Here is a 14,922-nt window from a genome sequence, read left to right as displayed (position 1 = left end):
GTGGAAACGGGACTGGCTTCGCAAAATTCCGTTAAAGCGCCTGTAAGTATTGCACCAGAGCCTTGAGAAGTCGCTGGTGACTTTCATTTTCGGCAGTTTCTTCCAACAGATTTTCTAAGCGAATGACATAATCCGGATCGTTTAGCCTTTGCTGACAGAACTCATGCCAGCGCAGTGTTTCTTTGTCCGTAAGTGTCGAAGGATAGTTGCGGGCACGGTAACGAAACAGCATCTCCTTGAGCCTGGGGTCGTCAAAGCTGAGATCCAGCGCCGCCAGATTATCGGGGGCGGTATGGCGAATCATCTCCATCTTGGCCTTATCCGCCGGAGAGAAGAATCCTCCGCTGTAGAGCATAAGATCCGGATCTGTACTCTGGTTGTCTCTTGGGGTATCAAACAGGCTTGCCAGCTTGGAGCGGATCTGCGGATGCTGGCGCAGGCGCTTGTATTGCTCGCGGGCAAAGGCCTTGTCAAATCCAATCCGCTCGGCGGCTTCATCGGTCAGTGTCTTGGCGGTGGCAATAAAGGGGCACTTATTGATATGCACCTGTTTAACTGGTATGGGTAATTCATCTTCTGCCAATTCGCTTCTTGGCGTATAGAGGCGCTCGCGAATGCTGTCTACATCCAATTCAATCAGCAGGCTGATATCCATATGCAGGTTAACGCAGACAATGGCATTCTTGTTCTCCGGATGATGGGCCACAGGGGCAATGAGAGTGGCACAGCCCTGAGTCGCCGGGATCTTGGAGCTGATATGCACCAAGGGTTGCATATTGAGTACATCGATTTGCTCAGAAACTGCCTGCTTGCGTCTGAGTTTGAAATAGTAGTCAAACAGCCTTGGTTGTTTCTCTTTTATCAGTTTGGCCAAGGCTATGGTGGCGTAAACATCTGACATGGCATCGTGAGCCTTTTCATGGCCGAGTCCGTTGGCCTGGGTCAGATGTTCGAGCTTGAAACTGGGAGAGCCGTCCTCTTTGGTTGGCCAGTTGATTCCGTCCGGGCGCAGGGCATAGCAGGCCCGAACCAGATCGATAATGTCCCAGCGGGAATTGCCTTGCTGCCATTCTCTGGCATAGGGATCGATAAAGTTACGGTAAAAACCATAACGGCTGACCTCATCATCAAATCGCAGCGAGTTGTAGCCGGCGACGCAGGTATTGGCTTGGCTGAACAGGGCATTGATCCGCCCCATAAACTCGGTTTCCGGCAGCCCTTTGCCATTGGCCAGTTGCGGCGTGATCCCTGTGATGAGGATCGCCTCGGGAGAGGGCAGGTAATCGCTGGCTATCTGACAGTAAAAGGTCTCGGGCTCGCCAATGATGTTCAGCTCCAGATCGGTACGTATCCCGGCAAACTGCGCCGGCCTGTCTTTCGCCGGATTAGCGCCGAATGTTTCATAATCATGCCAGAATATGGAAGGCTGAGGTTGGGCTTGACTCATGCTGATGACTTTGGCTCTGTAGACAAAAGCTTATCTTAACATTTTTTTACGGAAATGGGATTTTGCCAGTATTATCGCTGGTACTTCGGTTAAAAACCGCCCTTGGTGAATCGATGGCCTCTGGTTACAATAAGCGGCCTGCCGGCAGGGACAACGAGGTTCGGATTACCCGAAGGGATGCAGATGTACAGTCAGTTTTTCAGTTCACCCACCATAGTCAATCTTTCAATGCCGACCAGGTTGTGCCTCAGCCTGCCGGACAGTGTCAGTGATTTTGTGTTGTCGGAGGCCTTGCGCTCGCCGCTGCTTGAGTGGGTAATGCTTGAAGGAGAAGACAAGGCTTCGCAGGGGCAGTTTATTTTGAGGCTGCAACCTTTTCTGACTCAGCAGTTGCTACCCTTGGAATCCGTCAGGAAGGATGGAGTGTCGCGCACGGCAGGTCAGGGCTTTAGACTCTACTTTGAAGTTGGAACCAGTACTTCAAGTTGCATCACAGCCCTGAGGCAAGGCGTGTGTCTCGATTTATGGCCGGGGCAGACATTTCTCTGCTCGTTACAAACCGGCAGATTCGAGCTGCTGCCCCTGGAGCAGGATTTGCGTTTGTCCCAGGAGCCAAGAGAGATCATTCTGGCCAAGACAGCGTTGGCCGAAGCTCAGGATTATCAAGCCAGTAGTGAAAAGTTGGCGGTGCAACTCAGTGAAGTGACTCAGGCTCGAATCAGGCTGGAACGATACCAGCAGGCGCATGGGGCTAAATTGCCCGAAGGCCTGCTCAACGAAGTCTGGCATCTGCTCACAGGTCTATCCCAGAAACGTCAATGGCTGCTGCGATGTTATAATCAGTCGCTTGAGCGTCCCAATTACCGCCAGAGTGCCAACCATGATGGCACCGAAGAAAAGCTCAGGCGCGCGCTTGAGTGCTATGAACTCTTGTCATCGCCGGAGCTCAATGCCATGGTCAGGCAGTTGACCGACGAAGAGTAAAACCACCTTGGGCTGCAAAGCCCGATTCTGATGGAAGTAATGCATGACTTATATTTGTCCCCTGTGCCGCAGCGAGTTGGTGCAGGACGGAAAACAATGGCGTTGTGGCCAAAACCACAGTTTTGATCAGGCAAAGGAAGGCTATATCAATCTGTTGCCGGTGCAGAAGAAAAACTCCCGCGATCCCGGTGACAACAAGCAGATGATGCAGGCCAGGCGCGCTTTTTTGAACGCCGGCTATTATCAGGCTCTCAGCGACAGGGTCAACGAGCTGGCGCTGGAGTATGGCAAGGGAAAACCCGAGATTTTGGATCTGGGCTGCGGTGAAGGCTACTACAGCGAGCGTTTGCAACAAGCTGTTGGCGGCGAACTCTATGGATTGGATATTTCCAGAACTGCGATTCGCTACGCCGCCAAGGCACATCCCCAGATGCGCTTTTGTGTGGCCAGCGCCTACGACATGCCTTATGCCGATGCTGCTTTTGATCTCATGTTGCGTATCTATGCACCATCAAAAGATAAGGAGTTGGCGCGGGTGTGTAGGCCAGGCGGCATTTTTATCTGTGTATCCCCAGGCCCCAGACATCACTTTCAGTTGAAAGAGATCATCTACAGTGAGCCAAGAGAGCATGAGCCGACCAAGTCAGAGCTACCGGGTTTTGGTCTGCTGCATGATGAGCGATTGCAGTGGCCGCTGGTTTTACCGGCCGGGCAGGTTTGCAATGACTTTTTGGAGATGACTCCCTATGCCTGGAAGCTCAGCGCCGAACAAAAACAGCAGCTGCAGGCTGAGGGATTGGGTTGTGAGCTGGATTTTTACATTCAGGTTTACCGGCGTAATACATAAGACGTAGAACTATAAGATAGGTTTCAACTTGTTACGGCAAATACTCGAAATTTAAGTAAAAAAAACCTCAAGGGCTCAATTAAGTTTGTTGACTTATCTCCAGAATGATTTATAGTCTACTTAGCTTGAAAGTTGGGCTTATTTTTATGTCTTCAATACGACCAGTTCGTCCTGTAAACATAAGTAATACCGGCATTTTCAGCTCCACCGCCGTTAAGGCTTAAAAGATAGTTTTATTTACAGGATTTATATCATGTCACAAGTAACTGGTGTAGTTAAGTGGTTCAACTCTGACAAAGGTTTCGGTTTCATCGAGCAAGAGTCTGGTCCAGACGTGTTTGTACACTTCCGCGCCATCAACTCTGACGGCTTCAAGACTCTGGACGAAGGTCAGAAAGTATCCTTCACTGTTACTCAGGGCCAGAAAGGTCCTCAAGCTGAAAACGTTTCTGTTATCGGCTAATCGCTTTTCGGGGTAACCCGAGCGATACAGTAATAAACCGCGTGAACCTACACTCTCTGGTGTAAGGAAGCGCGGTTTTTTTATGCCTTGATTTTATGTATTGGCTTTTTATGTCTTCATAGTTAAGCCAGCTCAATTTCTATCTCTTCAGTCTTTTATCTCTTCAACAAGTGGTCTCTGGTTAGAGCTTTTATTCTAATTTGTAGTGATCTCTCAAATTAAGATTAACTTATTTCAAGCTGTTACTCTGTTTTAAAAAATATACCTTCATTTATCCCGATAACCGCAATTGAGTCTCTGATTTATCCGATTTTGGCAGGCCCCCTGGTATGACTTCGGTCAGGCCCAAGCCACTCCTTACGAAAAAGAACGCACTTGCGCCTTTCCCAAGACTTTGTTGGTGAAAATGGCAGGCGTAATGTAGAAAGGGATGTGATTAAGTTGCTGTAAACTGATTCTGATGCAAACTGATATGAATGAGTGTAAATAGCGGGGCTAGGTGAAAATACCCTGGGTGGTTCGATTAAAAAAGTAAAAGCGTGACACTAACCTGCTGTAGACGAAAGAAAAAACCTATGCCAAGGCATAGGTTTTTTCGTGTCAGGGCTCGACAGGTATAGACGAGTGGCTGAGATTCAGGCTGCGCCGTCGAACAGTGTATCTTCCAGTGTGCGGCCTCGCATCAGGCTGCGATATTGCCAGCCATTCTGCTTGAGTAGCTGCAGCAGTTCGATATCCAAGGTGTCCTTTTCCGGTTGGTAACGGATAAGGTAGTTTTGTTTGCCCTTGGCCGAGACCTCGTAAACACCTTCAAGGGCGTAGAGTGCTTCCAGCAGTTTTTCCTGATCACAGTGTTGCATCTGCAGCGTCAGATAGGCTTCGGCGCTGCTCTGCTGCATGGTGACCGACTGGCTCAGTTTACCTTTGTCCAGATACAGCACTCTATCACAGAGCTTTTCCAGCTCATCCAGATTGTGGGAGCTGATAATAAAGGTGGTGTCTGCGCTCAGGGATTCTACCAACTCGCGAATTTTGCGGGCGTTGGCGGGATCCAGTCCGGCCGTGGGTTCATCCAGCAGCACCAACTTGGGGTTGCCTATCAGCGCCTGAGCAATCGCGGCGCGTTTCCCCATACCATGACTCAGAGAGTTGGGTTTTTGATTGGCGACGTCCTCAAGGCCTACCAGCGCCAGCACCCGCATGGATTCAGCCTTGGCAGCTTCGGCGCCCATACCTTGCATGCGGGCAAACAGGCTGAATTGAGTCAGCAGGCTGAAGCCGGGATCCAGTGCGGCGTCCTGGGGCAGGGCAGAGATCTGCCCCAAAAGTTCGCTACTACCCGGGCGCTGTCCCATCACAGTGATTTCACCACTACTTGGACGTATATAACCCAGCAGCAGGCTCATCAATGTAGTCTTGCCGGCACCGTTTGGGCCGACCAGGGCGATGGGACTACCGGGCTCCAGTTGCAAGTCGACGCTATCCAATGCCCGCTTGCTGCCGTAGAGTTTGCTCAGGCCTTTACAGTTAATCAGACTCATAGATCACCTCGCTGCATCATGGTGCGGCCTATTGCCAATAACCCAATGGTTTGCAGCAGTGGCAACCAAGCACTTGACAGTGCCGTTAGCGGCTGGGCATTGAGCATGGCATCTATCTGTGCTCCGGGCACCAGATAACCGATGAAAGAGAGCATGGGCAGCTGAGCATTGATAACCGCCATTACTATCATCATGGCGGCAAAGAAAAGCACCGCAAAAACACTGGCTAATCTGGCCGAGCTGGCCCAGAGTGAGAACAGCGCCATCAGGGCGGTGTAGGGCAGCAGGATCAATACCAGATTGAGCGTCATCATCAAGCCGGAAATCAGTGCGGGTAGCACCAATGCCATATCCCGGCTCATGGCCAAAAATACGGTTGCTATGACTGTGATGGCAACCAACAGCAATTGGATCAACATCATGCCGAGGAAGCGGCCGAAGAAGAGGGCATCGCGGCCCGAACGCAGGCTGAGGAAGCGCAGTGTGCCGCGGTTTTTATCCGAGGCGAACTGATCGCCGCAGATAAGAATGCTGAACATGGGGAACAGGTAGAGACTGATGACCCAATAGACGGCTTGCTCGGCAACCGGCCAGGCAAACAGTTGATCCAGAGTGCCTTCACCGAAGGCGCCGGTAACAAAATGCTTGAAGTCCGGGTTCAACAGAAAGCTGGCGGCACCTCGAACCGGATAGGCGAGGATCAGCAGCCACACCAGGGCGAAAGCTATCATCGCCAGGGTGCCACGGCGGTGGAAAATGAGTTTATAGAGTTCAAATCCCGCGAGTTGCAGGGCGTTTTTCAGCCCTCCGGGATGAGTGCTGTGAGTTGCAGTTGTCATGTGGTTCCTTGTTTTGCTCCAAATATGGAGTCCTTGCAGCGACCGGAGCAAGCACTGGGTTGCCGATAAGACGCCAGCCTAACACCATGAGGCCAGGCAGGCCAACGCCTGGCCACTATTTCAAGCCGTAGCTGTCGTTTTTACGGTCAATTATGCCAGTTGCGCCTTAAGCTTGGCCAATTCCTGTTTTAGTAAAGCCAGCTCTTGCTTCATTGTCGCCAGTTCTTGTTCAAGCAAGGCTATCCGGCTCTGGCTCGCCGTTTCTGGCTCACTTTCGCACTTTCTTTCGCGTTCACCTTCACGGTGAGCTGCAGCTTGATTGGCAATCTGGGTGGTATCTGCGCCGCCGGAACTTTCAGATACACCATCATTCTCGGTGAAGTTCTCGGCAAAGCGTATCTCACGTTTTCCAGGCTCCCTGGCCAGTTGGCGGATAAAGCCTTTGTCTTTCAGCGCCAATAGGGTTTGCTCCACTTGTGGCAGGCCGTCAAATTCAAACAGCCGCTGAGCCCGGCTTCTGAGTTCACCAGCGGTTTGGGCGCCGCGCAGCAGTAACAAACACACTATCGCCAGCTCCGCCGGGGAAAACTGCAGCTCGCCAAATTCAGTGTTACAGAATCTGTGGCGGTATTTAATGACCCGGCTGCCAAAGCCCGATTGCTCACTCAGCAGACGTTTTTTACTCAGGCTGTCCAAGGCTTGCTGCACTTCAGACTCGCTCAGTTCCATCACGGGATCGCGGCTGGTCTTTTGATTGCAGGCTTGGGTCAGTGAATTGAGAGACAGGGGATAAAGATCCGGAGTGGTGACTTCTTTTTCCAGCAGGCAGCCAATCACTCTGGCTTCGATGGCATTGAGTTGCAACATAATTGACAGTTCCATTCAAGGCAGATGTCGGCCAACTGACCGACATTTTACTCAGTGTTTTTGAGTTATATCAGAGCCTTGAGCCGATGTCGCGGTTTTCCTCGGCTGCGCCTGTCCTGGATAGGGCAGGCGCGTTATTTTTGCTCAGTTCTTTGTTCAATTACTGGCGTGGATACCGTCATCTTCGATGCGCAGTTTTCCGGTCTTGAACAGGCCGCCGATGGCTTTCTTGAAGGCCTTCTTGCTCATGCCAAGTTCGGCGTAGATCACCTCGGGCGAGGTCTTGTCGCTGTAGGGCAGGAAGCCGCCGGCCTGAGCCAGCTTCTTCATGATCCGCTGTGATTGCTGATCCAACTCCTGACGGTCAGCCTTTTGCAGGGTCAGATCCAGTTTGTTATCGTGACGCACCTGCTTGATATAACCCTTGAGCTTTTGGCCAAACTTCAGCTTACGGAACACCTCATTTTGATAGATGACGCCCCAATGCTTGTTGTTGACTATCGCCTTGTAGCCGAGATCTGTGGTACCTGCGATGATAAGGTCAACCTGTTGACCATTCTTGTACCAAGCCGGGCTCTTATCGACAAACTTATCGATTTTGGACGAAGCGACAATCCGTTCGTCGGCGCGGTTACGGTGAACATAGACCAGGTAACTGCGGCCCTCTTCGGCCTGCTTGTGCTGCTCACCGAAGGGCAGCAGCAGATCTTTTTCCAGTCCCCAATCGAGGAAGGCACCGACCCGACCAATGGAAACCACCTTGAGATAAGCAAACTCACCCACCTGAGCCAGGGGCTTTTTAGTGGTTGCGATAGGCAGGTCGTTGGAGTCCAGATAGAGGAACACCTCCAACTTGTCGCCAACCTGACAACCCTTGGGCACCACTTTATTGGGTAATAACACCTGTCCCAACTCATGAGCGTTGAGGTAAACCCCGAAATCAACCTGTTTGACCACTTCCAGGGTGCAACTTTGACCTATTTCTGCCATCTGTTTTTGAACCTGATTAACTTTGTTTCAGCTGCGGCGGATTATAACGGATTGCGCCCACCTATGCCCGTGCCTTTTGTTAGGGAGGTGCGAATAAGTCCTCGTGGCCTTCTCTTTTGTAGGGCGTGGCTTGCACAGCAATTGGCGTTCAAGGCATCTGACTGAAGGCATGCCGGGGCCTGTCGAAGTCAGACTTCCCTAAGTTTGAATAAGACTAAAGTTAGCGCTGCTTTTTGCAGCAGAACTGGTTAAGCTGAAAATAAAAACCTTTGCCTATGTTCTCTATCTGGTCCGTCAGCCTGCTGGCACTCTTGTATCTCGCGCTGTTGTTTATCATCGCCTGGTGGGCGGATAAATATAAACCTAAACGCTTTCGGGCGCTGTTTTACAGCCTGACACTCGGCGTCTACTGCACCTCCTGGGCCTTTTTCGGTACCACGGCCCAGGCTGCCAACCATGGTTGGTGGCTGGCGCCCACCTATGCCGGTACCTTGATCCTGTTTCTATTTGGCTGGCGGCTTTACTGCCGGGTGGCGCAAATCTGCCGCGATGAAAAACTCACATCCCTGGCCGACTTTATCGCCAGCCGCTATGGCCAGTCTTCCAGCCTCTCCGGGCTGGTGTCTTTTATTTCCGTGATTGCCATAGTGCCCTATATTTCGTTGCAGCTGTCGGCCACCTCGGAAAGTATCGCCATGCTCACGGGTGAAGAAGTTTCCTCCGGCGGATTCTGGCAAGACAGTACCTTTTATATCATGTTGCTGCTGGCGCTGTTTGCCGTACTGTTTGGTGCCCGGCGTCCAAGACCCAGCGAGCACAACCCGGGGCTGGTGGCCAGTATGGCGTTTGAATCGCTGGTGAAGCTGGCTGCCTTTATCTCGGTTGGACTGTTTGTCTGTTTCGGTTTGTTCGACAGCCCGCTGGCACTCTGGCAACAGGCTCAGAGCGCCAAGGCTGAAGGGCACTTGAGCTTTGAGGTCGACTCCGGCTACATCTATGCCACCCATACCCTGCTTGGGGTGTTGGCCATGTTCTGTTTGCCGCGTCAGTTTCATATGCAGTTTATTGAACCGGGCGGCGAGGGCCATCTCAGTACGGCGCGCTGGCTGTTTCCGCTGTATCTCATTCTTATCAATCTGTTTATTTTGCCTATCGCGGTAGCCGGCCTGTTATGGTTCGGTAAGGAGCAGGTGGCGCCGGACTCCTTCGTACTGGCCTTGCCGATGGCGGTAGAGAATCACGCCGTTTCCCTGATGGTGTTTCTCGGCGGTTTTTCGGCGGCCACCAGCATGGTGATTGTCTCGGCGATAGTGCTGTCAATCATGATCACCAACGACTTTATCAATCAGTTTATTCTGCGGCGTTCATCACTGGCCTCCGGCAGTCGCGGCCTCAGCCAAAACGCCTTGCTGCAGGCCAGAAGGGCGGTGATCTTCGCGCTGTTGCTACTGAGTTACTTTACCCACAGAATACTGGCCGATACCAACTCCCTTGCCATGGTGGGCTTGATGTCTTTTTCCCTGGTGGCGCAGTTTGCACCTGCGCTGATCATAGGTTTGTGGTGGCGTCAGGCCTCTTGTCTCGGGGCGCAGCTGGGGATCGCCTCAGGCTCGCTGGTGTGGTTTTATACCTTGCTGCTGCCGAATCTGGTGATAGGCGCAGTCGGTTACCAACCCTGGCTCGACAATGGCCCATTCGGTGTTCAGGCTTTGGCGCCGCGGGATCTACTTGGGCTGGGGCTGGATGATATTACCCAGTCCATGCTGCTGTCGCTTGGGCTCAATTTAATGGTGTATATCTTGCTGCCTGTACTGCGCCCGGCGGGGCTCGCCGAGCGGCTGCAGAGCAGCAAGTTTGTTATCAGCCGGGATGACAGACGGGAAGGTGTGCCCAAGGCCAGTTTGAGTTTTCATGATCTGGCAGCCTTGCTGAAACGCTTCGGCGAAGCCGACTCGGCCAGTCAGTTGGTTGCCAGCGAGTTCCCCCTGGATCCCAATCACTGGAAAGCGGATGCGCCGGTGCGAACCGAGCAACTGGTCGAGAGAGAGCTCGCCGCCATGGTCGGCGGCGCCTCGGCGAGGCTGATTATCGATGCCGCCAAAGATGAGAAACATCAGGGGCTGGAGCAGGTGGCCGAATTTGTCGATGAGGCCCGCGAAGTGCTGCGCTTTAATCGCGACTTGCTGCAATCGACCATAGAAAATATCCAACAGGGGATCAGTGTGGTGGACTCCCAGCTGAGGCTGGTGGCCTGGAATCAGGGCTACAAGGATATGTTTCTCTACCCGGATGAGGCGCTCTATATAGGTCGACCGGTGGAAGAGATCGTTCGCCTCAACGCCCACAGAGGCATGTTTCGCGGCGAAGACCCCGAACAGGAAATTGCCAAGCGTCTCGACTATCTGCGTCAGGGCAGCGCCTATAAGTATCAGCGCACCCACAGCAATGGCCGGGTGTATGAGATGCAGGGTAACCCCTTACCCGGTGGCGGCTTTGTGACCACCTATACGGACGTGACCGACTTTGTCAGCCAGCAGCGCCAGCTGGAACACGTCAATGCCTCGCTGGAAGAAAAGGTCAACCAGCGCACTCGGGCGTTGACCCAGGCCAACCGTGAACTGTCCAATGCCAAACGGGTGGCCGAGCAGGCAACCGAGAGCAAGACCCGCTTTTTTGCCGCCGCCAGTCACGATCTGTTGCAACCCTTCAATGCCGCCAGCCTGTTCTGCTCCTTGATGAGTGATAAAGCCAGGGGCAGTGAGCTGGAAACCCTGGCCGATAATATCCGCAGCTCCCTTGGCAGCGCCGAAGAGCTGCTCAGCAGTATTCTGGAACTGACCAAGCTCAACGCCGGAGCCTTCAAGGTGAATGTCAGTGAATTTCCATTGCGGCAAATCATAGATCCCCTCAGGCACGAGTATCAGGCGCTTGCGGCGCAAAAAGGCATAGGCTTTCATCTCGAGAGTCAGGAAGTGCTGCTCAATACCGACAAGGCGCTGCTCAAACGTGTGCTGCGTAATCTGCTCAGCAACGCTATTCGTTATACCGAGCAGGGTGAAGTGCGGCTGAAGACCTATCTTGAAAACGGACTCTTGTCATTGATAGTGGAAGACACGGGCATTGGTATCGCCAAGGAAGATCAACTGACCATATTTGAAGAGTTCAAGCAGCTCGGCAGCCGCGGTAACGCCGAAGGACTGGGGCTTGGGCTGGCGATTACCAAGCGTATCTGCGATCTGTTGGACATCCCCTTGCTACTGGGTTCCCAGGTAGGAACCGGTACTCAGTTTACCTTGTTGCTGCAGTGCAAGTCGCTGCCGGGGGCTGTGGCCGCGGTCAAACCCAAGACTTTGGAGAGTGAGTCTGATTTTGCCGGGTTACGGGTTTGGCTGGTGGATAATGATCAAACCGTGCTCGAAGCCCTGGGGCAGGTCATGGGCAGTTGGGGCTGCGAGATAGAAAAGGCCACCGGCGCCGAGCAGTTGGCTGAACTGCAAGCGCGTTTGCCCTTGCCGCAACTTTTGATAGTCGATTATCAGTTGGATGCCGGTCTCACCGGGGTTGAGCTGTTGGCCTCCCAGGGGTTGTCCGGATTACCTGTGATTATCAATACCGCCAATCAGGCCGAAAGCATTCGCGAGCAGGTCAGTGATGCCGGTTTCCCCTTGCTTTACAAGCCACTGAAGTTGCCGGCGCTCAGGCGCAGTATCAAGCGTTTGCTCAATTGAGGCGCGCTTTTAAATAAAGCGCTTTGTGGGGAAGGGGGAAACCGTTATTCGGGGCGGCTGAGCTGGTTATAGCGGATGCCGGCCTGGGTTCGGTTGTTGAGGCCGAGCTTGCGCAGAATGGCCGATACATGCTGCTTGACCGTGGTTTCCTGCACCTGCATTTCATAGGCTATCTGCTTATTGAGCAGGCCATCGGCTATCATCGCCAGCACCTTGTATTGTTGCAGCGTCAGTTTTTCCAGATTTCTGGCAAAGTCCGTCTGCTCGTCATCGGCGTCCAGAGTGTCCAGCGCCAAATCCGCCGGTAGCCAGGTTTCGCCATTGAGCACCTCGGCGATGGCTTCGGATATCCGCTCCAGCGGCGAGGACTTGGGCACATAGGCCGAAGCGCCCAGGGCGATGGCTTGCTGCATAATCGCCGGTGCTTCGGTGGCCGACACCATGATGATCAACACATCCGGATATTGATTGCGCAGTTGCGACAGTCCCTGCAAACCATTGGCTCCTGGTATGCCGAGGTCGAGAAACACCAGCTCAGTTTCACTGTGTCGCCCGAGCAGCTCAAACAACCCCTCGAGATCGGCGCATTCGCGTATCTGTGCTTCATCCAATACGCAGGCGGCGGCCTGCTTGAGGGCGCTGCGAAACAGCGGGTGATCATCGGCAATTATGGCTTTCACCAGACTCATCCTAAGGGCTCCGGGTTTCAAATTTTATACGGGAAAGTATCAATAAAAACAAGGCTTACCCTAGGGTAAGCCTTGTTCGGGGTACGGATTAAAAGCGGTAGCCTACCGTCAGGGTCACTGTGCGTGGATCACCGTAATAACCAATCAGGGTGTTGTCGCCACCGAGTCCCGGGGTGTACTTGCTGACATCTGTCGGATCGCTCGGATCCGGGGTGACAAACTGATAGCCGCCGATAAGGTACTCTTCATCGGTGAGGTTTTTGCCATAGAGGCCGGCATACCAGCTGCCGTCATTGCTATACCAGGTGATCCCCAGATTCAACAGGCCGTAGGCGTCCTGGGTTAGCAGGCTGTCTTCCTCAAACAGCACATAATCACCGCGATAGTAATAGTTGCCGTTAAAGACAAACTCACCGATATCGGCGTAGAGACGATAGGTGAAACCCAGGTTAAAGGTGAGATCCGGGGTATTGGCTATGGTAAACCTGTCCGATTTGTCGAAGGTTTCACCTGTGACAGGGTCGGTATCGAACACTTCACTGAATTCAGCATCGATATAGCCCACCGCCAGGTCAAAGTTCAGCGCGTCTGTGGCCACCCAGGTCATCTCAAGCTCTGCGCCACGTGCCTCCGAAGAGCCTATGTTACCCAGGCGCTGATTGAGGTCGGCGGCCGTGTCGCCCGGCAATACAGAGATATACTGCCTGTCCTTATGATCCAGGCTGAACAGGGTCAGGTTGGCCCTTAAGTTGCGGCCCCATTCGCTCTTCATCCCCAGCTCGAAGCTGTCAACGGTTTCAGGATCTGCCGCCGGCTCGGCGCTTTCGGCCCTGGGATTAAAGGTGCCGGATTTGAAGCCCTGGGCGTAACTGGCAAAGAACATGATGTCATCCGAGTACTGGTATTCCACCCCGACTCTTGGGGTCAGCTTGGACCAGTCTTCACTGTCGTCCAATACCAAGGGCACCAAGTCGCCTTCGGGGCGGACATAGCCCGGCACCCAGCCGGATTCGGGATAGACGGTATCGAATATCAGGCCGTTGCGGACATAGGCTTGCTTTTCGTCCTGGGTGTATCTCAGCCCCAGGGTCATGGACCAGCTGTCACTCAAGTCTACGCTGCCCTGAATATAGGCCGCCTTGCTGGTGGAATTGGAGCAGCCGCTCACTTCACGGGTCAGCCCAGGGGCGTTGAGCGCCTTTCCAAGCTCTTCGAGAATCGCCTGAAACTGGCCGCAGGACTCGGCATCATAGTAGTAAAGACCGGACACCAGCTTATAGTTGTCGCCGCTGTGATGCAGTTGCAACTCATGGGTGGTTTGCTCGTCGTCATAGATGGCCGGTACGTCGAAAATCTGCAGTGAGGTGTTGTCGAAATCTATGTTGGTGGGTGAGTAACTCTCTCTTCTGGCCGCGATATATTTCAGCTGCGTTGAGTGGTTTATGTCCCAGCTGCCGGTGAAGCTCCAACCTTCGAGGTCCACCTCGTTCCAGGTGGGCAGACTGGTGTAGGAGTCGAACTTGCTGTCCGGTACCGGGGCATTGGTCAGCAGACTCGGCAGCAGGCGATAGCCCCCCTTGGCGTTGGACTTATCGTCTGTTTTATCCCAGGCGAGGCGGAAAAACAGTGAGTCTGTTGGGTGATACTCCAGGGTGAGTCGTATGGCACTGAGATCTTTGTTGTAGTTCTCTTTGTCCTGGTTCGGCTCGGCTGAGGTCAAAAATTCACCGAAACCATCGCGGTTGAGGTTGGCATAGCCAAAGCCCAGATACAGCTGCTCGTCTATCAACGGATACTGGCCGGTGATCTTGAGATCTTTCTGATTAAAGCTGCCGTAGGAGCCCTGAATATTCAGCTGGGGATCGCCGGACATCACCTTGGTCACATACTTGACCGCACCGCCTATGGTGTTCTTGCCGTAAAGCGTGCCCTGAGGGCCGCGCAGTATCTCTATCTGCTGCACGTCCAGCAGATCCAGTACCGCCCCCTGTGGGCGGGCGATATAGATATCATCCACATAGATACCGACGCCGGGCTCATAACCCCAGAGCGGGTCCTGCTGGCCCACGCCGCGAATAAAGGCGGTCATGGTGGAGTTGGTTCCCCGACTCGCCTGCAGCGTGGTATTGGGGGAGAACTGCTGCACTTCGGTCACCACGGTAATACCGCGCTCATTAAGCTCGGCCTCACTGACTGAGGTGACGGCGACCGGTACTTCCTGCAGGTTTTCCACTGTGCGTCTGGCGGTGACTTCAATACGTTCCAGCTCGCCCTTATTGTTGGTTTCTTCTGCCTGAGCCGCTATCGGCGTCAATGCCGAAGCTATGGCCAGTGCCAGCAGAGAGTAGGGGATCTTGGATTGACTCATGATTAAGTCCTTTTGCTGTTTTGTTTGTTTTGTTTTTATTAATACTTCGGCGTTTACTCTAGAGCAAAGGAAGCGGAAGGGAATTAGCACCTTAGTACAGTGTTATTTAATGATTTGAAATTTATTGGTTATTTTGTGTATAGCACTATGGTGTTATGT

11 protein-coding genes are annotated in these 14,922 nt (G+C 53.1%); 4 read left to right on the top strand and 7 right to left on the bottom strand.

Annotated elements, in window-relative coordinates; all coding sequences use genetic code 11:
* Window positions 1-31: 31 nt before the first annotated feature.
* Complete coding sequence (gene sbcB / locus ACMHXI_RS09635; RefSeq protein WP_413734774.1) at window positions 32-1,447, bottom strand: exodeoxyribonuclease I; 1,416 nt, start codon at window positions 1,445-1,447, stop codon at window positions 32-34.
* Between the two features lie 183 nt (window positions 1,448-1,630).
* On the opposite strand from sbcB, the gene ACMHXI_RS09630 reads away from it, so the two are divergent.
* From ACMHXI_RS09630 to ACMHXI_RS09620, 3 genes are all read left to right on the top strand, one after another.
* Window positions 1,631-2,431 carry a hypothetical protein gene (locus ACMHXI_RS09630; protein WP_156019820.1) on the top strand — a complete coding sequence of 267 codons (801 nt, stop codon included), beginning with the start codon at window positions 1,631-1,633 and terminating at the stop codon, window positions 2,429-2,431.
* A 43-nt stretch (window positions 2,432-2,474) separates the two neighbouring features.
* Window positions 2,475-3,278 (top strand): 23S rRNA (guanine(745)-N(1))-methyltransferase, encoded by an 804-nt coding sequence (gene rlmA / locus ACMHXI_RS09625; protein ID WP_144130848.1) that lies wholly within the window; start codon window positions 2,475-2,477, stop codon window positions 3,276-3,278.
* A gap of 253 nt (window positions 3,279-3,531) precedes the next feature.
* Entirely contained in the window at window positions 3,532-3,741 is a 210-nt protein-coding gene (locus ACMHXI_RS09620; protein WP_025009607.1) for a cold-shock protein, read from the top strand.
* Between the two features lie 635 nt (window positions 3,742-4,376).
* Here the strand turns inward: ACMHXI_RS09620 and ACMHXI_RS09615 are convergent.
* The 4 genes from ACMHXI_RS09615 to ACMHXI_RS09600 form a co-directional block, all read right to left on the bottom strand.
* Window positions 4,377-5,282, bottom strand: coding sequence for an ABC transporter ATP-binding protein (locus ACMHXI_RS09615; RefSeq protein ID WP_044734370.1), 906 nt, complete (start codon window positions 5,280-5,282; stop codon window positions 4,377-4,379).
* The gene (locus ACMHXI_RS09610) at window positions 5,279-6,121 is read right to left on the bottom strand and encodes an ABC transporter permease subunit (protein ID WP_144164905.1); all 843 of its coding nucleotides are present in this window, start codon (window positions 6,119-6,121) and stop codon (window positions 5,279-5,281) included. The genes ACMHXI_RS09615 and ACMHXI_RS09610 overlap by 4 nt, the downstream gene beginning before the upstream one ends.
* 150 nt (window positions 6,122-6,271) lie before the next feature.
* Window positions 6,272-6,988: a YceH family protein gene (locus ACMHXI_RS09605; protein WP_391564258.1), complete on the bottom strand. Its 717-nt coding sequence runs from the start codon at window positions 6,986-6,988 to the stop codon at window positions 6,272-6,274.
* A gap of 156 nt (window positions 6,989-7,144) precedes the next feature.
* A complete protein-coding gene (locus tag ACMHXI_RS09600; protein WP_144133532.1) occupies window positions 7,145-7,978 on the bottom strand; it encodes a S1 RNA-binding domain-containing protein in 834 nt (277 codons plus the stop codon).
* A 275-nt stretch (window positions 7,979-8,253) separates the two neighbouring features.
* On the opposite strand from ACMHXI_RS09600, the gene ACMHXI_RS09595 reads away from it, so the two are divergent.
* Entirely contained in the window at window positions 8,254-11,706 is a 3,453-nt protein-coding gene (locus ACMHXI_RS09595) for a PAS-domain containing protein (protein WP_413734770.1), read from the top strand.
* Window positions 11,707-11,750: 44 nt separating this feature from the next.
* On the opposite strand, the gene ACMHXI_RS09590 is transcribed toward ACMHXI_RS09595, so the two are convergent.
* Complete coding sequence (locus ACMHXI_RS09590) at window positions 11,751-12,395, bottom strand: response regulator transcription factor (RefSeq protein ID WP_413734768.1); 645 nt, start codon at window positions 12,393-12,395, stop codon at window positions 11,751-11,753.
* 88 nt (window positions 12,396-12,483) lie between these two features.
* Window positions 12,484-14,763, bottom strand: coding sequence for a TonB-dependent receptor (locus ACMHXI_RS09585; protein WP_144168299.1), 2,280 nt, complete (start codon window positions 14,761-14,763; stop codon window positions 12,484-12,486).
* Window positions 14,764-14,922: the final 159 nt, after the last annotated feature.

It is taken from the genome of Shewanella sp. BJSY2023SW005 (genome assembly GCF_047314585.1).
GTDB lineage: Bacteria > Pseudomonadota > Gammaproteobacteria > Enterobacterales > Shewanellaceae > Shewanella > Shewanella algae.
The sequence above is the reverse complement of the archived record's forward strand: the minus strand, read 5'-3'. Positions and strand labels throughout refer to the sequence as shown.